Here is a 19,201-nt window from a genome sequence, read left to right on the forward strand (position 1 = left end):
ACAAGGACCGGCGTGTTTACCAAGGTTGATGCGAAGCTATAAGCTACGAAATCTTATAAATTCTTATCAACTAAAGAAATACAGCAGGTAAAGCAAAACCGCTTTGCCTTACCTGCTGTCCTATCCGTTTACTTGCTTTCTCTTTCTTGACGGCCTTGCTTCAGCTGCTGCACTTGCTTGCCTGTAAGGTCAACCGTGTCCGGCGTAGTGCTGTTGAAGCCGGTCAGATCGGCATTCAGATGCAGCGTCAGCGTATGAGCGGCACCGGTGTCGTCTTTACCCGAGACGGTAATGTCCGCCTGCTGGTGATCGATGTAATTGGAAGCGTTGATGTCCGCTTTCACGGCTACCTTCTCGATCTTGATGTCCTGCGTCAGCTTCGGTGCCGAAGCCAGGAAGTTATGTTCGTCGAAGCCAAGTCTTTGAGGCGCTTTTGGATCAGTCTTGTTCTCGCTAAGGTGCTTATGCCCACTTGTCGCTTCTTTGATCGCAATCGGTGCAATCGCATTGACGACCGCCGGAATTTGCGAGTTCGTCAGCTCCACAGAAACCTGTTTCGAACCGTCCGCCTTGCTGTCTACCGTTACATAATCCTTCAGATTGCCGACTAGAGCGTCAACGACCGTTTCAATCTGCGGCGAGAAGTCCTGCTCGTTCTTTTGTTCTTTCTTCAGCTTGTTTGCGTCTTTCTTATCGCGCTCCTGCTTAACGTAGTAGACGTCCCCCTGGCCCGGCTTCAGGACGGTTTGCCCCGCCTGCTTGAACACATCGAGGGATTGCTCGGCTCCGCTGCCGGACACTTTCACCGTGCCGCTGGCCGTACGGTTCTGCAGGCTGACCTTGAAGCTGCCGTTCGCGTCGGTGAGGGTGCTTCCGTTGTCCTGCACGACCGCCTCAGCCTGGACGCTTACATTTTGAACGGTTTTCGTATTTTTGAATGCGGATTTGTAAGCGTCATAGCCGGACGTGCTGGCCATCGCGGAAAGGCCGGTGGTCACCATAACCACGCTGCTGATTCCTACTGCGCTGCCTACCATCAACCATTTCTTCTTCATATGTTTCCTCCTCTGGGTAAGAGATACTTGCATTCTCATATTACCCTTCAGACATAAAATCATGGTGAATTGTCTATTAAATAATTCTTAACTTTGTTTGGCACCCTTGCCCTTTCAAACGAAACAGCCCCTGACCGTCAGTAAGACAACGGGCAAGGGCTTCAGAGAGACGGGTCATTTCGGGCTTTCCGCGAGAACGGAGCGGAGAGGGAACGCCGGCTGGACCGGGACGCTGTCTACGACCGAGCCTCCGGCCGGGTAACGCTTATTCAGCTCGCGGACCGAGATCGCCAGCATTTTGGGCGTAAGAGCCTCCGGCTTGCTCCTGGCCCGAGACTTGCCTTCGGGATGAATGATTCTGAGAAGGGTTCTCAGATATATCTTCGTCGCTATTGCAAACCAGCCCTTCGGCAGGCTTTTCAGTGTGAAACCGAGCTGATCGGCGCCGCGGTGGATCATCGTAATGCCGTACACGGCTTTGATCTCCTGCTGCGGCGACTCGTCGCACACCTTTTCGTTAATTTGCGGCAGCATTTCTTTGACGGAGTGGATCATTTGGACTGCCAGATGGACCATCGATCGGGATCCGGCCGCCATGGCAAACAGCCTCTGGTTATTGAAATGCAGCTCCAGAATCCGGTCGCCCTTCCGAAGCTGCTCTCCGTCCGTCAGCTCCATCGCCTCTCCATGATAGGTGCATACCCGATAATAAAACAACGGATTGCCGGGATCGATAGGTTGGATGCGCAGTGCAGCATAGATGATCCGGTCCCAACGAAACCACAGCGAGACGATCGCCCGTTTTCTAAGGCTCATCTTCACCAGCTCCGTCCGCTGATCCAACGACATCCGTTCGTCGATGCGCAGGAAGTCGTAGCCGCGGCTGAGCGCTTCGCCGATAAACTCATCCAATGCTTCCAGCATGTAGGTCGGGGCATCCTCATTGGCTCCGAACGTTTCCCCGCTGTCGTGAAGCAGGATGACGGCACCGTCCTTCAGCCTGGAGAGGAGCCGCCGTTTAATTTTGTGCTTCCCCCCGGAGCTGCGCCAGTCCCCTACGATAATCGACCACAGAATCATCCGAAACTGCTTGAGCAGCAAGAAGTCGAATAAATTAATGATGCCCCAAGGCGGCCGGTAATAAATCGGCCGTTCTCCGATAATGCGCTCAATGACTTGAACGGAGTAATCCAGCTGTGCTCTAACCTTCTTCGGCGTCATCAGGGCGTTCGCCCAATGCACGTAGTTATGTACGCCGACCAGGTGCCCCTCCTCGTGCATCCGCCGAATCAGCTCCGGGTACCGCTCCGCCTTGGAGCCCAGCACGAAGAAGGTGGCCCGGATCTGCTTCCTGCGAAGCATATCCAATAGCAGCGGCGTATACTGCGGATCGGGTCCGTCATCGAAAGTCAGCGCAATCCCGCGGCCGGCCGTCCCTCTTTTATACACACCGACGCCGAACAACCGGACTACGAAGGTAGGAATAATCGTATAAATGCACATGATACCGAGAATGTACAAGAATGCACTGTCCATGCTCCTCCTCCTCAGACCAAGCGAATGTCATGCAAGCTCCCGCTTCTTGCCCGGGAACACGAGCAAATAGTAAATCGCAAGCAAGGCGAGCAGCGCCGCACTCACCCAAAGCACTACCCTCTCGTTCAGCAGAGCGGCGATCCAGCCCCCAAGTACCGGCCCGATCATTACGCCGATGCCTTCCACGCTGGAGAATAGCCCCCACCCCATGCCCTGCTGATTCTCGGGGACATACTGCGCCAGGAGGGCATTCCAGGCTGGCAGAACGGCAGAATAGGAGAAGCCGAGCACAGCTGCGATAAGTATAGCTTGCCATAGCGTGTAAGCTAGCGTCAATCCGTACAAGGTCATGGCGAACGCGGCAAAACCGATAATAAGGAACCACTTGCGGCCGAAGCGGTCCGCCAGCTTGCCCATGGGGACCAGGAACAGCACGGTAAAGGCGCCTCCTGCCATCAATACGTAGGAATATTGCGAATACGGCAGCCCCAAATATTTGGACGCGAACCCGGGCAGAACCGGAACGAGCATCCCGGCTGCCGCCGTTTGGAGAATCATTCCGGGAAGCAAAGGTTTCATCGTCGTCAGCCGTTCCCACAGCAGCGATATCTGCTTACGCAACGGTATCGCCGCGGGCGCCGATTCCCTTACGTTCGATATGAACAGGGACATGAACCATGCCGCGATCCATAGCCCGATCATAATCCGAAACGATAAGGTGTAGCTCTTGTCAATCACGAAATTGATGATAACGGGCCCTGCGCCGATCCCGCTTAACCAGCAGGTATACAGCAGCCCCATGTTGGCCGCTCGGTTTTCCGGCTTCACCTTGCTTAAGCAGACTAGCCAAATCGGCGATATGCCGACCCCGAACAAGGCTGCCGCCCCGATCAATATCCCTAGATGATATGCATAAGGCATAAGCAATAGGCCAGCGAACGAGATGAGCAGTCCCGTTTGCACGATTAACCGCAAGGAGAACCGATCCAATAAATATCCGGCGCAGCATTTGATCAGCGTATCGGTGATATAGTGGACGGAAACGGCGACCCCGACGGTTGCCACCGAAATGCCGAGGGCGTTGACGGCATAGGTCGGCAGGAAGGATACAAGAAAGGCTCCCCGGACAAATTCGACCAGGAATAAAACGAAACCATACCTTAGCATATGCGGAGCTGCGGCCGGCTTGCTTATTGCCTCCATCGAAGTTCGATCCTCCTCAGCCGAAGCGTTTATTTTGTTTCTTGTCATGTTATCCCCTATTCCGTCCGGTTTAATGCTGCAATCCCGTCAGTGGGGCGGTTTGCCTCATACTTCCAAGCATATCTTGAATGATGTATTCGGCCGCCGATTTCCTCTGCAGCTGAGACATTCGCTGCATAAGCTCTCCGTAACCGGCTCCGTCGGCAAGCAGCTGCCGAATTTGGCCGGACAGCTCCTCCATCTGGTGCGAGATGAGCGCGGCACCCTTCCTGGCGAGGAAGTTCGCATTCTCCTTCTCCTGCCCGGCAAACGGTTTATATATAAAAATAGGCACCTTCAACGAAAGCGCTTCGGATAAGGTCAATCCGCCGGCCTTCGTGACGATGCAGCTCGAAGCGGCCATTAACTCATGAATATCCTCGACAAAGCCGAATATATGACAATGGGGCCTGCCCCCGAATTTGCTCCTCAGCTTTCGCTCCAGCTTTTCATTTCGGCCGCATACGACAACCAGCTGGGTGTCCGGAACATTTTGAAGCGAATCTATCATCTCATCCACATTCCCGAGTACGCCGTACGAGCCGGCCAAGATCAGAATCGTTCGCCGCTCTGGACTCAGGACACCGCGGAATTTGTTCGTATTCGCCGGAGCGGCATGATCGAAGGCCTGGCGTATAGGAATGCCGCTGACCTCGATTTGCGGACCGGCGAAGCCGATGGACATGAGCTCCTCCTTCAAGTCCTCGGTAGCCACATAATACTTATTTATATTCGGATGAACCCACCTGGAATGCAATGTAAAATCCGTAACTACCGTATAGGCCGGAATGCCGATCTGAGCGCAGAGCTCCGGTACGGCGCCATAGGGGAACGTACTGATAATCGCATCCGGACGCACCCGTTCAACCGCTTCCTTCAGCTTCTTCTTACCCAAGTTGTTGAAGAATCGCCCCAGACCGAGATGCGTCTTGGTGTTCCGGGTCATATAGTAGCTCCACCCGTAATAATCAAACCCGAACTGAGAGGTAAGCATGCTGGTAATATAAATCGTTGTGGATATTTTATTCAGCACCGGATGTGCTTCCTTCATGAGATCCATGATCAGAACCTCATCCGTTCCCTGCATGTGAAACGCTTGCTTCAGCGAACGTGCTGCTTGCAAATGTCCGTCCCCGTAGCTGGATGTAAGAATCAATATCCGTGAATTTCGTCTCATTGGTAAGGTCCCCCTTCCTGCATTATTTATCATAAGCAAGTATCGTAAAACCATTCTTCCTTTTCATCAAATATGTGGTATTCCATTATTCTAATGGATTACCTAACACAAGCTGGTTTAATCATACCGCTGAAAAATAAAGCGACTATGAATTAAATGTTAAACTTTTCTTAATTTGTGAAGCAACCCGAAAAAACCCGAGGCAAAGCATCTGCTAAGGGCCGGAATACGTTATTCCTGCAGAGGAAAAAGACCACGGCATCAGCACGTGGTCTGTAAGGTTTGTCTTTTCATTTACCGGTTCAGGCTCTGACCCTTAGGCTTCTTCGCCCACACTTTGACCTCCAACGAATCATACCAAGCCAGAATGCCCCGCAGCGCCCGATCGGCCGGCTTGAAATGCGTAAACGCCAGATGTACGAGGGCGGCCGTCAGAGCTCCGATCATTGCCCCCGCGATCACGTCCGACGGGTAATGCACGCCGGTCCAAACCCGGGAGAAAGCGATCAGCGCGGCGAGAAGCAGCCATAGCCTTCCCGCACTGCGTCGAAAAAAATAAATCGTCGTAGCAATGACGAAGCCGCCGATAGCATGGTCGCTCGGGAAAGAAGCATTAGCCGCATGCTTAATCAGCTGCAATACATGGTGTGTAACGAACGGACGGTCCCGGTAAAAGAACGATCCGATGACGCCGCTGATCCCGAGTGCGAGACAAGCGGAGACCAGCGCCTCGGCGACCACTCTGCGCAGCTGCTGCTGCCTTGTGAACCAGTAAACCAACATGCCCAGATAAAATATATACTCGGCATCTTCCGCCAGAAACCGCATGACCGGGTTCAGGAAAGCAAAGGTGCTTCCCCCCCGGTTAATCCATTCAAAGAGCCAGTAATCCCATTGTACGAAAGACATTGCAATCATCCTTTAATTAAGTAATATTCAAGCGTTAAGCGTTCATGTGGGCATCGGGCCCTCCAGGGGAAAAGAGAGCAGCACACATGTCCCCTCCTGCTCTGAGCTGGTTATCGTGATTTGCCCGCCGTTCTTTTCCACCAGCCGCTTCGCAATCGCAAGTCCGAGGCCCGTTCCGCCTTTCTCGCGGCTCCGCGCTTTATCTACACGGTAGAACCGGTCGAAGATGAAGGGAAGCTCCTCCGGCGGAATGCCGATCCCGCGGTCGATAACCCGGATCTCGGCCCGCTCCTCCGTCCGCTTCCCCGTAATTCGGATCACCGGGACATCAACCGCATATTTTACGGCGTTGTCAAGCAGTATCAGCAGTGTCTGCTCCAAATGGCGGGGAACGACACGTATGAAGGTATCGCTTTCGATGGGCCCCAGCTCATATGCAATATCCAGACTCGGATGCAGCGCGGCGAAACGGTCCGCGGTCTGCTTCACGATATCGGCCGGACGAACCGCTTCGTCATTAAGAGCCGGGGCTTCGTTCTCTGCCCGTGTCAGCGTGAGAAGCTCTTGAACGAGCTTTTCCAATCGGCTGAATTCCTGCAGCGTTACCGATAACGATTGATCCAGCATCTCAGGATCCCGCTTGCCCCACCGGTCCAGCAGAGATAAATGCCCTTTAATGATCGCGATCGGGGTCCTCAGCTCATGGGACGCATCTTCGACGAATTGCTTCTGCTGCTGGAAAGAAAATTCCAGCTGATGCATCAGATCGTTGAACAAGCTGGCCAAGCGGCTTAATTCGTCCGACGCGCCGCGGTACTCTACGCGTTCGTGGAGACCCCGTTTTTTAACATTCCGGATCGCATTCGTTAAGGAATGAATCGGCCTCAAGAGCTGTCTGGCGATCATTAGACCGCCGATGGCGCTGAGCAGAATCGCACCCGCACCCGCAACAATCATAATCCACAGAATGCTATCGCTCAGTTGATCGAACGTCTCCAGATTATGCACGATTTCGATCGTTCCATGGAACGAGCCGGCGATCAGCGGACTGCGCATGACGAGCAGATGATCCTCATAGTGCCATACGCTCAGCAGCTCAGTCTGCAAGGCGGTCTGCGGAATGACGTTGGCGGGAGGCAGACCGTCGCTCACGGTAACGATTGGCTTCCCTTGTTCATCCAAAATGCGGATCAATTGACGCTTCCCGTTGACCTTCTCCAGGAAGCCTCTGCTCCCCTCAATCGTCCTGACGTTCAGCGTATCCCGCTTTTCCTGAAAATAGTCCTGCAGCTCCGCCATGTTCCTCTGAATCGACGTCTGCTCCTGCAGGACCATCCAACGATTCATGGCGATATATTGAGCGAAATTGTACGCCGCGAATAATAAAAACAGCATACAGGAAGACCAGAGCACCATCTTCCATTTGATCGGCAGCCGCGAGAACCAGCTGCGAACCTTTTGGATCATCTCATCACGTATCCTATCCCTCGAACGGTTTCGATGAAGCTGTCCCCATCCGGAGGGTCAATTTTATTGCGCAAATATCGGACATACACATCCACCACATTCGTCTCCACTTCGGTGTCATACCCCCATACCCGCTCGAGCAGGATGTCCCTGGTCAGCACAATGTTCGTATTCTGCATAAAAACGGCCAAAAGGTCGAACTCCCTTTTCGTCAGTTCGACCGGCTGTCCTCCGATTGTCGCCTTCCTTGCATCAAGATCGAGCTGAATCTCCTTAAAGGAGAGGAACTGCCGCCCGGGTTCCTCCACTAGCTCCCATCTCCGAAAGATCGCGCGAATGCGTGCCAGCAGTTCCTCGATGGCGAACGGCTTGGGAATATAATCATCCGCTCCGCTGTCGAGTCCGGTTACCCGGTCGAGTACGCTGTCCCGTGCCGTCAGCATAATGATCGGCGTCTTCTTGGCGGCCCGAATGGCGCGGCACACATCCAGTCCGTTCATCCCGGGCAGCATGATATCCAGCAGAATAAGGTCCCAGTCCTGTTTTAGTGCAAGATCCAGCCCCGTCCGACCGTCCCAGGCAACCGTCACGTCGTATGCTTCATGGCGCAGCTCAAGCTCGACGAACAGGGCCAGATGCTTTTCATCTTCTATAAGCAAAATGGTTTTCATTGATCCGTCCTCTTGCCTCATGTTGGATTCCATTATTTTCTCCGACTAGGAAACCCGATTATTCCGGAACGGTTTGATTTTCACCCAACGGGCCTTTAGCGCCAATACGAAACCAACAATTACAAGCATTCCGATTATAACAAGGGGACTATGCAGCAGCTTGAGCAGCGTATGCCAGTGACGGCCAAGCCGCTGCCCGGCGAAAGCGAATACGCTGATCCAGAATAAGCCGCCTGCCAGCGTCATGCCGATAAATTTGGGAAACGCCATCCGGCTGGCCCCGGCAATGAAAGGTGACACATGTCGAAGTCCTGCGACGAAGAAGCCGATCGGAATAATCCATAGACCCAGTTGTTTAAACTTCGTTCCCCACCCATTCAGCTGTGCCTCCGACAGATGAATATACCGGGTTATCCGGCTGATTCTTTGAATTCCGATATATTTGCCGAGCAAATAGTTTACGGTCATGCCGACGGTGCAGCCGATCCATGAGTAGAAGATGAGCCACAATAAATTCAACTTCGTTTCCAACACGATGGAGCCTGCGAACAGCAGCATAAAATCGATTGGTATAGGCAATCCGATGATCCCTACAACCATGGAAATCAGCACCGCCGCATACCCGTAATGCTGAATCATGTTTATCATGAGTTCTCTCAAAAGAAGCACTCCCTTTCTCTTGCTGATTCAGCGAGTTGCGATCAGTAAGCAGTATACACGGCTAAAATGAGATTTTAATGAGAAAATGACGATCGGTACGGCACATTGGACTAATCGCACGTTTTCGTATCCAATTCGAGAAGCGCTCTTCCTTCGAGCTGCGCCCGGTTCTTCGCTGCTTCCCTAGCTTTTCGATCCAAATCAGGAAGAGAAAACACTTACAACTTCTAACTTGCCTTTTGTCAAGACTTTTCCTTGCCGATCATTCTCATGAAATTCTAATAAAGCCGGATAAAGCTGTATTGGGCCTGGGTTTATGGCACTTCTTCCAATTTCAGTCATGTTTAGATGTGATATGGTAGATTTATCGATAGCCACAACACAACAAAGATTATACACACTTAGGAGGAACTCATGAACACATTGAAACGGAACCGTCTCAGCAAAACGTTACTTGGTATCACGCTCAGCTTCTCTTTATTGGCTGCAGGAAATATGGCGCTCGGAACGCCTCAGGCACACGCGGCAAGCGTATCCGCCTCTTCCACAGCCAATAACGTCATAGCAACAGGTAAACGATTTATGGGAGTTCGTTATCAATTCGGAGCGCCTTCGGGAAGTACGAAATCTTTCGACTGCTCTTCTTTCACGCAGTATGCTTTCAAGCAAAACGGAATCAACATTCCGCGCAGCTCCCGTCAACAATCCCAAGTGGGGACATACGTGCCGCGGAGCCAGCTGAAGCCGGGCGATTTGGTCTTCTTCTACTCCCCGATTCACCACGTAGGCATTTATATGGGCAACGGCAAAATTCTTCATACGTTCGGCAAAGGCGGGGTAACCATCTCCGACCTCAACAGCAGCTGGTGGAGCTCGCACTATACGACGGCGCGCCGCGTCATTAATTAATCAGGGGCTGTCCTAAAAGTCAATTCATGATTTTCTAGCCCCCATTCAAGGTTGGATTTCATGTGCAAGAAGGACCTTCATCTCCACTATACAAGTGGATTTGAAGGTCCTTTTTGCGTAATATTTGGAACTTGCGGTGCAATGTTACTTGTTATGAATGCCTTTTTCGGCGGTATTCCATCGTTAAACTAAGGAGCAGGGTTCCGACGAGAAGGAGGGTCAGCACCCAACCCGACGCCATTTCGGACAGCCCCATATGTAAAGCGAAGAAGGTAACGAGAATGGATACGAGAATGCCAATGCCGAGCCACCAATCATCAATAAGTAGACCCAGTATGGTTTGAAACACGCTTTTCATGAGAAACCGCCCTCCTCTGCGCTTTTTTTAATACGGCGACACAGGCCATCGAGATCAGGAACAACAGAACGCCAAGCACAAGAATGGATACGTCCTGATGCCACCATTCCACGCCGATGCCTTCACCCACCCAGAAGATACCGAAGGCGCTGAGCATTAAGCCGACCACGAACTTCATCGTGTTTTCGGGAATCATTGTCAAGGGCTTTCGCAAGAGAACGCCTGCGATGACGACGAGGAGCAAGCCGATCAGGCTGCCCATTACCGAGGAAGTCATGGAATTCGCGGCAAGCCCGAACGTCAGGACGATAAAGATCGCTTCAATCCCTTCAAGCAGGACGATGTTGAACGAGGTTGCAAACCCGAACCAGTCGATGCCGCTGTTCTTCTTGCCTTCTTTCCGCTGCCTCTCCAGTTCTTCTTCATAGGCCTTGTCCTCCAGATGAAGCGCTTTAAGCCCCGAGTAACGAAGAATCGCTTTGCGCAGCCAGCGCATGCCGAACATCAGCATGAAAATACCGATGATTAACTGAAAGACGGCCACTTGAACCAACTGCATCAGCGGTACGCCGAACAAGGCTACGAGCGCGGTAAGCAGCGCGAGAGCCGCCGCCATGCCGGTAAGAGAACTTTTCCAACCTCTGACGACGCCTACGGCCAGGACGATGGTCAACGCTTCAATGAACTCAACGGCCGTTCCCAGAAAACTGGCGGATATAACGTAGAAATTCATTTTGATCCTCCCCACAATAAATTATAACAACTGTCACATTGTAACAATGGTTATATTTTATTGTATGCTTGCGGATTTGTAAATAGGCTTCATCATAAAACCAGGATAAACGGCTACGCCGTCCTTGTCTTACAAGGACCAGCGCGTTTATCAAGGTTGATGCGAAGCTATAAGCCCACGAAAACTTATAAAGTCTTATCAACTATTAAAGGCACACAGGAACCCCTGGCTCTCCGGGCACGGTAAAAGGGACAGCCTCTCGGCTGCCCTCGCGTTCGGATCACTTGCTAACGTATATCGACTCCAGCTTCGACGCCGTCTGCTTCCAGCTGAACCGCCGTACCGCGTCGCTTCGCGCTTGCTTCCCCAGCAGGGCGGCATGCTCAGGGTCTTGAGCAAGCTTCATTAGGTACTTCGCGTGCGCCTTAGGGCTCTTGTACCGGTCAACCAGGTAGCCGTTGGAGCCGGCGTTGATAATTTCTTTAATGCCTCCGATGTTGGATGCGACTACCGGTAAACCGGAAGCCATTGCCTCCACATTGACGAGCCCGAAGGCCTCATGCTGTTGGGAAGGACAAACGAAGCAGTCCGCCTTGCGGTACAGCTTATGGATGCTTCGGTGCGGAATTTTTCCCGAGAAGCGCGCGGGTATGCGATGCCTGCGGGCCAGTGCCTTCAGCGACTTCACATAGCCCGACTTTCCGCCGCCGGCAATCGTCAGCTTCGCGTGTCGGATTTTGGAGCGGACGATGCCCATGGCCTTGATGATAACAGGGACTCCTTTACGCGGAATGACGCGGCCGGCGAACAATACATGAAAGCTCCTTGACCTGCCTGAGGACTTGCTCGGCTTGAATCGGGCGGTATCGACACCGAGATGAACCCGGTGAATCCTGGACTCCACGGCCGGGAACCAGCTGGACAGCGTGCTCTTAAGCGAATCGCTGTTGGCTATGATGAGGTCGGCCCGGCTCATACTGGCGGATACGGCCCGCGTGCGGGGTACGAACGTAAGCGAATGCAGGAATAAGGACACGGGCGTATGGGGAAAAGCTTTCTTTACCTTCGCCATATAATGCGGACGATTGTCGACCTGAATCAGGTCGTATTTTTTCCCTTTAATGTAGCGAAGCACCGAGGCGATATATTTGCCCGAACTGCCGGTAGGCACACGGATAATGGTTAAGTTCCCCAGCTTGCTTGCCGGGGGGAGCCCGGAGCTTTTCCGGCTTACGAGCGTGACCTTGTTCGTTTTTGCAAGCTTCTTGGCGATGGACAGCATACAAATCTCAACGGAGCCGTTGCCCGGCACCGGGATTTGTTCCGGAGCAACCATGAGGATTTTCAATTGGAGGTCCCCCCATTTGTTATGCCTTCTCTCTTCACCATATGCCGGCACGGTCAAATGGTACTGGTTAGATGTCTCATCCTCAGCAAAGCCCCTCCGATTGTTAGCGAAAGGGCTTGATGCCCGGCTTATATTTCCATAATGATCGGAAGGATGACCGGTCTTCTGCCGGTTTTCTCGTACAAGTAACGGCCCAGCACTTCCTTCACGTTGGATTTGAGCGAGTTCCATTGGTTGACGTTCTCGGTTTGCAGCTTCTGGATCGTGCTGCCGACAAGCCGATTCGCCTCTTCCATCATTTCTTCCGCTTCCCGGACATAGACAAAGCCGCGGGATATAATGTCCGGACCGGACAAGATTTTACCATCCGTCTTGCTAAGGGTGATCACGACGACCAGAATCCCGTCCTGGGACAAATGCTTCCGGTCGCGCAGCACGATATTGCCGACATCGCCTATGCCGAGACCGTCGACCAGCGTGTTCCCCGCCGCCACCTTCCCGGCTTTGCGGGCGGTGCCGTTCTTGATTTCGACGATTTCGCCAATGTTTACGATGAAGATACGATCCCGCTCAACTCCGACGGATTCCGCCAGCAGGCCGTGCTGATGCAGCATCCGAAATTCTCCGTGGATCGGGATAAAATATTTCGGCTTCATCAGATGCAGCATCAGCTTCAGCTCCTCCTGGCTCGCATGACCGGAAACGTGCATTCCCGTGATGGAACCGGAACCGTAAATGACCTCCGCGCCCAGACGATAAAGATCATCGACCGTGCGAGCAACGTTGCGTTCATTGCCGGGAATCGGAGTAGCCGACAAGATGACGGTATCGCCCGGGTCGACCTCCAGCTGCCGGTAATTGCTCCTTGCCAGCCTGGAGAGGGCCGACATCGGCTCGCCCTGGCTGCCGGTACATAGTACGGCCACACGTTCGGAATGGTATTTTCCGGCCTCGGCCGGTTCGATCAGCATGCCTTCCGGGATCGTCAAATATCCCAGTTCGGAAGCAATATTCACCACATTGACCATGCTCCTGCCTACGAGCACGAGCTTCCGGTTCGTGACATGAGCGGCGTCGATCACCTGCTGAAGCCGATGCACATTGGAAGCGAACGTCGAAATGAACACCTTTTGCCGGGCATGGCGAAAGACTTCCTCAATATGGATGCCTACACTCCGTTCCGAGGGCGTAAATCCGGGGCGTTCCGCATTCGTGCTCTCGGACAGCAGGGCAAGCACGCCGTTTTTTCCTATCTCCGCCATGCGATGCAAGTCGGCATACTGCTCATTCACCGGAGTCAAATCAAATTTGAAATCACCCGTATGTACAACGGTTCCTTCCGGGGTTTGAAACGCTACCCCGAGGCAGTCCGGTATACTATGATTGGTCCTGAAAAACGTCGCGATCATGGACCCGAGAGCCACCTGGGAATCCGCATGAATTAAGATCCGCTCCGTCGATCCCAGCAGCCCGGCTTCCTTCAGCTTCCCCTCAATTAAGCCCAGAGTCAGCCGCGTACCGTATACAGGCATATTCAATTGTTTCAATATATAGGGCAGGCCCCCAATGTGATCCTCGTGGCCATGCGTAATGATCAGGGCCCTCACCTTGTCTTTGTGTTCCAATAAATAAGCGATGTCCGGCACGATCAAATCGATACCAAGCAAACTTTCGTCCGGGAACTTGGAACCGCAGTCGATTACGACGATATCGTTTGCATATTGAATGACATACATATTTTTGCCGATTTCATTGACTCCGCCCAAGGCGAATATGGACAGTTTATTCTCTAGTTGGCTCACTCCAGATGTGCCCCCATCCTTTTTGACATAATATTAATTTTTCCGTAAAGCTTGATTTTTATGACGGCACATGTTTATCTGAAGTTGACCCCGTTTTCTTATCCATCTTGATCTTGCCCGGAATAAGCTTTTTATACATCAGCAGCTGAAGCGCCACCTCGGCTTGCAGCTTCGTCAGACTGCAATGCGCGGCTATCGCGCTAATATCGCTTGGCTCAGCGATTTCTCGGCTATGACGTCCAACACCAATTTTTCCGCTGAACTTAATTTCTGCAAATAGTTCAACTTGTCAACGGTGGGATGTTGAAATCTGCTCATCGTGGTCCCTCCCCATCGTTTGCTCCATGTACTTCTTTACCCTTGTCATGTACGAACTAACCAACGGAAATCAAGAGCTTGTCCGCAACCGGCGCAAAATGAACGAAAGCTTGTTTCACTCCCCGCATAGGATGTTAAAAGGTAGTATTCCCATGGCAAAAGGAGAGCCGTCAATGAAAACCTTACGATGGATGATGATGCTGGCCTTATTCAGTTCCCTGCTGCTCCGCGGCTTGGCCGCGGCAGCCGGCGAAGGCGAATACACCCCGATCCCGAAAACAGAAGATACCCATCCCGCTTATATCGCTGGCATCTATACCAAGAATGATATTACCTATATCGAGGCCGATTACATTCAGTGGTATGAAGGCATAGAGGCGGACAGGGTATTCCGTGAGAAATATCCGGACTCGGGTTTGGATGGCGCGCCGGATGGATATTTTATCTTAAATGACAATCCTAAGCTCCTTACCTTGGAGGTGAGCCAAGACGCGGAAGTCCGCATGCAAATCTACCGCCGCTCGGACGAGTCCAAATCCATGGACATCCAGTGGAATGAGCCTCTATCCTTGGATAAATTCAAGAGCATCTTCGCCTCCCAGGAGCTTCTCCATGACTATCCGTACCATTTGACCGTTAAGGATGGGAAAGTCGTGTCTATCGTTCAGCAATACATTCCTTAGATAAAAGCGGCTTTGGGCTCTTCGGCTCAAGGCCGATTGATGTCGATGCAACAAAAAAAAGCCTGCCGTCGTACGGCAGGGCTAAAGGCAAGCGACTGTACCCTCGGATGAGGCGTGTGACAATTACAAAACGAACATTCTGGAAACGATGACGAGCAAAATAAAGAGAACCAGGATCGTACCCGTGCTGGTCCAGAAACCTCCAAAACCGGCTACTGCAGACATGGAATACATCTCCTTTCTGTGTATTTACCTCATCATATGGGATATCGCGGAGAATGGGTTGGACGAATGCCCGGAAATACGTGTCTCCTAAGGATTAATTAAGGGCACCCGTCCGATTGCTGCCGTTCACCCATTCCTTGACTGGAGGACGCCCGCTTGGGAAAAGGCACGATGTTGGCCGATGCAGCCGCTTTTCTTTTCCTCCGATCGGCAAGATAGCCCGGAAAATACAGGACAAAGGAGAGTAAAATTATAAAGCCGATCACTGCGGCGTCTGCCATGATTCATCACCTTCCGCTCGACATCTCATCCGTTCATTTGTGAAGATTATGTGACAATCAAATGATAACAAAGATCGGCTTATAAGTGAAATGCATATTGATAATAAACGTTATGCAAATATCGTATAAAAAGGTTGATGAATGGCTTCCCCATCCTTAGAATTGAATGACTATGGAAAACTCCGTAGTTCCTTCCCCGCATTTTAGTTCAACCGTTCCTTTGTACCGGGCGACCAATTGTTTAACGATGTGCAAGCCAAGCCCTGAATTTTTCCCCTTCGGCTTGGTTGAGAACCCCGAAGCAAAGATCTCTTCGCGCCACTCCTCCGGAATTTCGGGCCCTGTATTGCTGACTGAAAACCGCAGCTGACGGTTTGACACTTCCCCCGTTACGCGAACTTTCCGCCGCGGCTCCTCCAATGCAAGCGTAGCATCGAATGCATTGTCGATCAGGTTGCTCAGGATCTTGATCATATCGGTCGCCCGTACCGGACTCAGCTTAAGCTGCTCCATATTCTTGAAGTCGTATTCGCACGTGATGTGCAGTGAATCGGCTTGCGTCAGCTTTGCCTGCATGAGCGCGATCAAGGCGGGATCTTTAATGTTGATCAGCTCGCCGACCACCCGAATCTCGCCGACCAGCGCATTGGTGTATTTTTGCAGCTCGTCATAATTTTTAATGCTTAGTAACCCATGGATAGTTTGAATATGATTGATGAAATCGTGACGCTGCTCGCGTACGGACTGGAACAGCGTTTCGATGTTGCCCACATAGGCTTCCTGCACGTCTTGCAGCGCCAACGCCTTGTTCCGTTTAAAAACCCATAGAATGGCCATCATGAGCAGCAGGACGATGAGGGTGCAGATCGCCATAAATCCGACGGTTTCCCGGAGCTGATCGTTCAGCGCTTTACTAATTTCCGTATAGTCGGACGTAATCTCAATAAGCGGCACGCCGCTCGACGCGTTATATTTCAAATAGTCGGTATGGACCGGCGTAAAGCTCTTCATGACCGATTTGCCGTTCGATTCGGTTACATAGAATACCGTTTCATTCCGCGCCAGCGCCGATTCAGCATATTTCTTCTCCTCTTCGTCCCTGTATTCGTAGGAACCGAACAGCACCTCCCGCTCGGAAAACCAGTAGCTCGGCGCCGGGTTCTTCACGGGAAGCTTCTTCCCGAGCAGTTTGTCCGAGTTCAAGACGGCGATTTCAAGCGCGGTATGCCGGTTGTCCTTGAGCAACCGGTCAATGGCATCGTCCACACCGGTCAAGTCCTGATACTTGCGGAGCGTTTTGTTATGAACGAAGGGGTCTATGATATAGTTCGTCGTTCCGTCATAATAGTAGCCCCATATATTGAGCTCCGTCGGGTTGGTCGTAGCGGTATCGACCGGACCGCTCCAGTAGTAAGGAAGCGATTGGCCGATGCCCACGTTCACATCCTTCAAAGCGTAAAGCTGCTTGAACGCTTCGTAATAGGTGTCCCAGCCTTTGGAGCTGACGTTTAATTCCTTCGGATCTGACGATTTTAATCCGACGAAATCGTCTCCGACCGGGGCAAACAGCGTAATGTCATCCACTCCGATTTGCTGCTTCAGCTCGGTAAGCTCCTCATTCGTAACCTTCGAGATATCCGGATTCAGCTTCAGCTTGGCGGCGATTGCGGCGGTCCGGAGGTTTTGTCCGATCAAATCCATGACGAATTTCTCCCCCGTTGCCGTTTCGTCGACGTTAATCTCGATGTTCTTAAAGAGCAGGTTCATCTTGTCTTTCTGGTTGTCGATCAGCATTTCTTTATAGTGTTGGTAGTAGGAAGCATTGAGCAGAATGATGATGATGGTGAACAATAACGATGTTTTTAAAGGTATGCTTCTCCAAAAAGCCATTCGCGGCACCTCTTTTACCCTGCGGTTTCAAAGCTTTATTATAGCAAGCTTTTGAACCGTTGGGTTAATTTTGTCGAAAATTGCTATAGCAAGTCGAATAAATTGCTAACATTCAAGCTTGCAGGCGCAAAGCTGAGCGGCTTCCCGAATGATGTAGGAGAATGCATCCCAAGAAAAATCGAGGTAGTTCCCATGCGATTTGTAACTGAGACACGATTAAACCATCTGAAATCTCTTATACAACACATCAGTGACGAGCAAACAAAAAAAGAAGCGCTTCATATGCTGGAATCCATCCGTCATGACATCGAAGAAAACTATGCCGAGATTCGCCGGCCGATCCGGCTGCATGAGCGGGAAAAGGAATCGTAGCATCTCAAATACATTTTCCTCTTTTTCCCTATTAGGAGTTGACTACGAACGAATGTTTGGTATAATAGAGTCATAGAACATTTGTTCCTATTATCCGAGAGGGGTGTTGACGATGAAGGTTGTGATGAAGGTACGATTTATTGAACGGGATTACTTTAGACATGTGATGGCTGCCAATAACGAATTGACCGAAGCGCAAATTGAGAAAGTGCTTAACGTTGCGGATCAGCCTTGGGCTGATTTCACATTCACCTTCTTCGAGAACGGCTCGACACTCATTATCGATAACGATACGGACCTTGAAGTATCCCTGCGCGAATTGAAGGGTGCCGCCTCCGAATTTTATGTCAAGCAGAAGATTCGGATGATTCGCTCCAATCTCGAAGCCAAGATTTTGCAGAGTGCATAATGCTTTACAGCTATACTTATTTCATTTCAATGACCGGATGCTCCAGGCGAACCTACTCATATAACAACAAAAACAGGCAATCCTGAGAGAGACTGCTGCAAAAGCGCGACTTTTGCAGTGCTCTCCCTGGAGCGCCTGTTTTTTGTTTGGATGTGTTTTCGATTTAGGATCCGACGGTTACCGAATGCGCGGCTTCCTCAAGGAACCGCTCGCAGTCGAGAGCCGCCATACAGCCAGTTCCCGCTGCGCTGATCGCTTGCCGGTAACGATGATCCTGGACATCACCGCAGGCGAATACCCCTGGGATGTTCGTTGCGGTCGTTCCCGGCGTTACAAGCAGGTAGCCCAGCTCATCGGTGGCGAGCTGACCGCCAAGGAATTTCGTGTTTGGCGTATGGCCGATCGCGACGAAGATGCCTTCCGTCTCAATGACTTCTTCTTGGCCGGATTCGTTGTTCAACACTTTCAGGCCCGTTACGCCGCGTTCTCCGGCCAGCACCCCCAGCGGGGTGCGGTTCAGCTGCCAGCTGATTTTGCCGTTCTCGCGCGCCCGGTCCTGCATGATCTTGGAGGCTCTCAGCTCGTTGCGGCGGTTCACGAGAATGACCTCCGAGGCGAAGCGGGTCAGGAAGTTCGCTTCCTCCATCGCCGAGTCCCCGCCGCCGATGACGATAATTTTCTTATTGCGGAAGAAGAAGCCGTCACAGGTGGCACAAGTGCTTACTCCGCGACCAACGTTCTCTTTCTCCCCGGGAATGCCAAGGTATTTCGCCGATGCGCCGGTCGATACGATCACGGATTCGGCTTGAAGCTCTCCCGCGCCTTCCAGCTGCAGGGTAAACGGACGCTTCGAGAAATCGATGGAATTGACCCATCCCGTACGGAATTGGGCGCCGAAGCGCTCCGCCTGCTTGCGCATATTGTCCATCAGCTCCGGACCCATAATGCCGTCCGGGAAGCCTGGGAAATTTTCCACTTCGGTTGTCGTCGTCAGCTGCCCGCCGGGCTCCGGCCCTTCGATAACGAGAGGATTGAGGTTGGCTCTCGCCAAATAGATGGCAGCCGTTAAGCCCGCAGGGCCTGTTCCGATAATGATTGTTTTGTGCATCGAATCTGCATCTCCTTCATTCATGACGTGTATGACGTCATCATATCA

20 protein-coding genes are annotated in these 19,201 nt (G+C 51.9%); 3 read left to right on the plus strand and 17 right to left on the minus strand.

From position 1 onward, the window contains the following. Nucleotides 1-128: 128 nt before the first annotated feature. The 8 genes from O9H85_RS07270 to O9H85_RS07305 all read right to left on the minus strand — a co-directional run bounded on the left by O9H85_RS07270 (nt 129) and on the right by O9H85_RS07305 (nt 8,717). Nucleotides 129-1,055: a hypothetical protein gene (locus tag O9H85_RS07270; protein WP_269880645.1), complete on the minus strand. Its 927-nt coding sequence runs from the start codon at nt 1,053-1,055 to the stop codon at nt 129-131. A 174-nt stretch (nt 1,056-1,229) separates the two neighbouring features. Continuing rightward, nucleotides 1,230-2,591 (minus strand): polysaccharide deacetylase family protein, encoded by a 1,362-nt coding sequence (locus O9H85_RS07275; RefSeq protein WP_269880646.1) that lies wholly within the window; start codon nt 2,589-2,591, stop codon nt 1,230-1,232. A gap of 27 nt (nt 2,592-2,618) precedes the next feature. Then, nucleotides 2,619-3,794, minus strand: coding sequence for an MFS transporter (locus O9H85_RS07280; RefSeq protein ID WP_269880647.1), 1,176 nt, complete (start codon nt 3,792-3,794; stop codon nt 2,619-2,621). Nucleotides 3,795-3,864: 70 nt separating this feature from the next. Continuing rightward, nucleotides 3,865-5,010: an MGDG synthase family glycosyltransferase gene (locus O9H85_RS07285; RefSeq protein ID WP_269880648.1), complete on the minus strand. Its 1,146-nt coding sequence runs from the start codon at nt 5,008-5,010 to the stop codon at nt 3,865-3,867. Between the two features lie 294 nt (nt 5,011-5,304). Next, nucleotides 5,305-5,919 carry an undecaprenyl-diphosphatase gene (locus O9H85_RS07290; RefSeq protein WP_269880650.1) on the minus strand — a complete coding sequence of 205 codons (615 nt, stop codon included), beginning with the start codon at nt 5,917-5,919 and terminating at the stop codon, nt 5,305-5,307. A gap of 42 nt (nt 5,920-5,961) precedes the next feature. Then, nucleotides 5,962-7,386 carry a HAMP domain-containing sensor histidine kinase gene (locus tag O9H85_RS07295; RefSeq protein WP_333474172.1) on the minus strand — a complete coding sequence of 475 codons (1,425 nt, stop codon included), beginning with the start codon at nt 7,384-7,386 and terminating at the stop codon, nt 5,962-5,964. After that, nucleotides 7,383-8,057 (minus strand): response regulator transcription factor, encoded by a 675-nt coding sequence (locus tag O9H85_RS07300; protein ID WP_269880651.1) that lies wholly within the window; start codon nt 8,055-8,057, stop codon nt 7,383-7,385. Before O9H85_RS07300 ends, O9H85_RS07295 begins: the two co-directional genes overlap by 4 nt. A gap of 45 nt (nt 8,058-8,102) precedes the next feature. Further along, the gene (locus O9H85_RS07305; RefSeq protein WP_269880652.1) at nt 8,103-8,717 is read right to left on the minus strand and encodes a DedA family protein; all 615 of its coding nucleotides are present in this window, start codon (nt 8,715-8,717) and stop codon (nt 8,103-8,105) included. Nucleotides 8,718-9,131: 414 nt separating this feature from the next. Here O9H85_RS07305 and O9H85_RS07310 point away from each other — a divergent pair, with 414 nt between their 5' ends. Beyond that, nucleotides 9,132-9,626, plus strand: a complete 495-nt coding sequence (locus tag O9H85_RS07310; RefSeq protein ID WP_269880654.1) for a C40 family peptidase — start codon at nt 9,132-9,134, stop codon at nt 9,624-9,626. A gap of 151 nt (nt 9,627-9,777) precedes the next feature. On the opposite strand, the gene O9H85_RS07315 is transcribed toward O9H85_RS07310, so the two are convergent. The 5 genes from O9H85_RS07315 to O9H85_RS07335 form a co-directional block, all read right to left on the minus strand. Continuing rightward, nucleotides 9,778-9,984, minus strand: a complete 207-nt coding sequence (locus tag O9H85_RS07315; protein ID WP_269880655.1) for a hypothetical protein — start codon at nt 9,982-9,984, stop codon at nt 9,778-9,780. Continuing rightward, entirely contained in the window at nt 9,944-10,717 is a 774-nt protein-coding gene (locus tag O9H85_RS07320; protein WP_269880656.1) for a COG4280 domain-containing protein, read from the minus strand. The genes O9H85_RS07315 and O9H85_RS07320 overlap by 41 nt, the downstream gene beginning before the upstream one ends. Nucleotides 10,718-10,997: 280 nt before the next feature. Then, nucleotides 10,998-12,065: a glycosyltransferase family 4 protein gene (locus tag O9H85_RS07325; protein WP_269880657.1), complete on the minus strand. Its 1,068-nt coding sequence runs from the start codon at nt 12,063-12,065 to the stop codon at nt 10,998-11,000. 128 nt (nt 12,066-12,193) lie between these two features. Beyond that, on the minus strand, nt 12,194-13,867 hold the full coding sequence (locus O9H85_RS07330; protein ID WP_269880658.1) for a ribonuclease J: 1,674 nt from the start codon (nt 13,865-13,867) through the stop codon (nt 12,194-12,196). Between the two features lie 192 nt (nt 13,868-14,059). After that, nucleotides 14,060-14,185: a hypothetical protein gene (locus O9H85_RS07335; protein WP_269880659.1), complete on the minus strand. Its 126-nt coding sequence runs from the start codon at nt 14,183-14,185 to the stop codon at nt 14,060-14,062. A 173-nt stretch (nt 14,186-14,358) separates the two neighbouring features. Between O9H85_RS07335 and O9H85_RS07340 the strand changes: the two genes are divergently transcribed. Continuing rightward, the gene (locus tag O9H85_RS07340) at nt 14,359-14,868 is read left to right on the plus strand and encodes a hypothetical protein (protein ID WP_269880660.1); all 510 of its coding nucleotides are present in this window, start codon (nt 14,359-14,361) and stop codon (nt 14,866-14,868) included. A gap of 123 nt (nt 14,869-14,991) precedes the next feature. Here O9H85_RS07340 and O9H85_RS07345 read toward each other — a convergent pair whose 3' ends face one another. The 3 genes from O9H85_RS07345 to O9H85_RS07355 all read right to left on the minus strand — a co-directional run bounded on the left by O9H85_RS07345 (nt 14,992) and on the right by O9H85_RS07355 (nt 17,264). After that, entirely contained in the window at nt 14,992-15,093 is a 102-nt protein-coding gene (locus tag O9H85_RS07345; RefSeq protein WP_269880661.1) for a sporulation protein YjcZ, read from the minus strand. Between the two features lie 98 nt (nt 15,094-15,191). Beyond that, nucleotides 15,192-15,374: a hypothetical protein gene (locus O9H85_RS07350; protein ID WP_269880662.1), complete on the minus strand. Its 183-nt coding sequence runs from the start codon at nt 15,372-15,374 to the stop codon at nt 15,192-15,194. A 156-nt stretch (nt 15,375-15,530) separates the two neighbouring features. After that, nucleotides 15,531-17,264 carry a sensor histidine kinase gene (locus tag O9H85_RS07355; RefSeq protein WP_269880663.1) on the minus strand — a complete coding sequence of 578 codons (1,734 nt, stop codon included), beginning with the start codon at nt 17,262-17,264 and terminating at the stop codon, nt 15,531-15,533. A 484-nt stretch (nt 17,265-17,748) separates the two neighbouring features. Here O9H85_RS07355 and O9H85_RS07360 point away from each other — a divergent pair, with 484 nt between their 5' ends. Beyond that, nucleotides 17,749-18,045, plus strand: coding sequence for a hypothetical protein (locus O9H85_RS07360; RefSeq protein ID WP_269880664.1), 297 nt, complete (start codon nt 17,749-17,751; stop codon nt 18,043-18,045). Nucleotides 18,046-18,208: 163 nt separating this feature from the next. Here O9H85_RS07360 and trxB read toward each other — a convergent pair whose 3' ends face one another. Continuing rightward, nucleotides 18,209-19,153: a thioredoxin-disulfide reductase gene (trxB, locus tag O9H85_RS07365; protein ID WP_269880665.1), complete on the minus strand. Its 945-nt coding sequence runs from the start codon at nt 19,151-19,153 to the stop codon at nt 18,209-18,211. Nucleotides 19,154-19,201 lie beyond the last annotated feature (48 nt).

It is taken from the genome of Paenibacillus gyeongsangnamensis (assembly GCF_027533625.1).
GTDB lineage: Bacteria > Bacillota > Bacilli > Paenibacillales > NBRC-103111 > Paenibacillus_G > Paenibacillus_G gyeongsangnamensis.

Excerpts from the sequence above, each read along its gene's own strand:
- O9H85_RS07300 (WP_269880651.1), bottom strand. The coding sequence starts at position 8,057 with ATGAAAACCATTTTGCTTATAGAAGATGAAAAGCATCTGGCCCTGTTC.
- O9H85_RS07290 (WP_269880650.1), bottom strand. The coding sequence starts at position 5,919 with ATGTCTTTCGTACAATGGGATTACTGGCTCTTTGAATGGATTAACCGG.
- O9H85_RS07350 (WP_269880662.1), bottom strand. The coding sequence starts at position 15,374 with ATGGCAGACGCCGCAGTGATCGGCTTTATAATTTTACTCTCCTTTGTC.
- trxB (WP_269880665.1), bottom strand. The coding sequence starts at position 19,153 with ATGCACAAAACAATCATTATCGGAACAGGCCCTGCGGGCTTAACGGCT.
- O9H85_RS07295 (WP_333474172.1), bottom strand. The coding sequence starts at position 7,386 with ATGATCCAAAAGGTTCGCAGCTGGTTCTCGCGGCTGCCGATCAAATGG.
- O9H85_RS07285 (WP_269880648.1), bottom strand. The coding sequence starts at position 5,010 with ATGAGACGAAATTCACGGATATTGATTCTTACATCCAGCTACGGGGAC.
- O9H85_RS07360 (WP_269880664.1), top strand. The coding sequence starts at position 17,749 with ATGAAGGTTGTGATGAAGGTACGATTTATTGAACGGGATTACTTTAGA.
- O9H85_RS07345 (WP_269880661.1), bottom strand. The coding sequence starts at position 15,093 with ATGTCTGCAGTAGCCGGTTTTGGAGGTTTCTGGACCAGCACGGGTACG.
- O9H85_RS07310 (WP_269880654.1), top strand. The coding sequence starts at position 9,132 with ATGAACACATTGAAACGGAACCGTCTCAGCAAAACGTTACTTGGTATC.
- O9H85_RS07280 (WP_269880647.1), bottom strand. The coding sequence starts at position 3,794 with ATGGAGGCAATAAGCAAGCCGGCCGCAGCTCCGCATATGCTAAGGTAT.
- O9H85_RS07270 (WP_269880645.1), bottom strand. The coding sequence starts at position 1,055 with ATGAAGAAGAAATGGTTGATGGTAGGCAGCGCAGTAGGAATCAGCAGC.
- O9H85_RS07355 (WP_269880663.1), bottom strand. The coding sequence starts at position 17,264 with ATGGCTTTTTGGAGAAGCATACCTTTAAAAACATCGTTATTGTTCACC.
- O9H85_RS07335 (WP_269880659.1), bottom strand. The coding sequence starts at position 14,185 with ATGAGCAGATTTCAACATCCCACCGTTGACAAGTTGAACTATTTGCAG.
- O9H85_RS07320 (WP_269880656.1), bottom strand. The coding sequence starts at position 10,717 with ATGAATTTCTACGTTATATCCGCCAGTTTTCTGGGAACGGCCGTTGAG.
- O9H85_RS07315 (WP_269880655.1), bottom strand. The coding sequence starts at position 9,984 with ATGAAAAGCGTGTTTCAAACCATACTGGGTCTACTTATTGATGATTGG.
- O9H85_RS07275 (WP_269880646.1), bottom strand. The coding sequence starts at position 2,591 with ATGGACAGTGCATTCTTGTACATTCTCGGTATCATGTGCATTTATACG.
- O9H85_RS07340 (WP_269880660.1), top strand. The coding sequence starts at position 14,359 with ATGAAAACCTTACGATGGATGATGATGCTGGCCTTATTCAGTTCCCTG.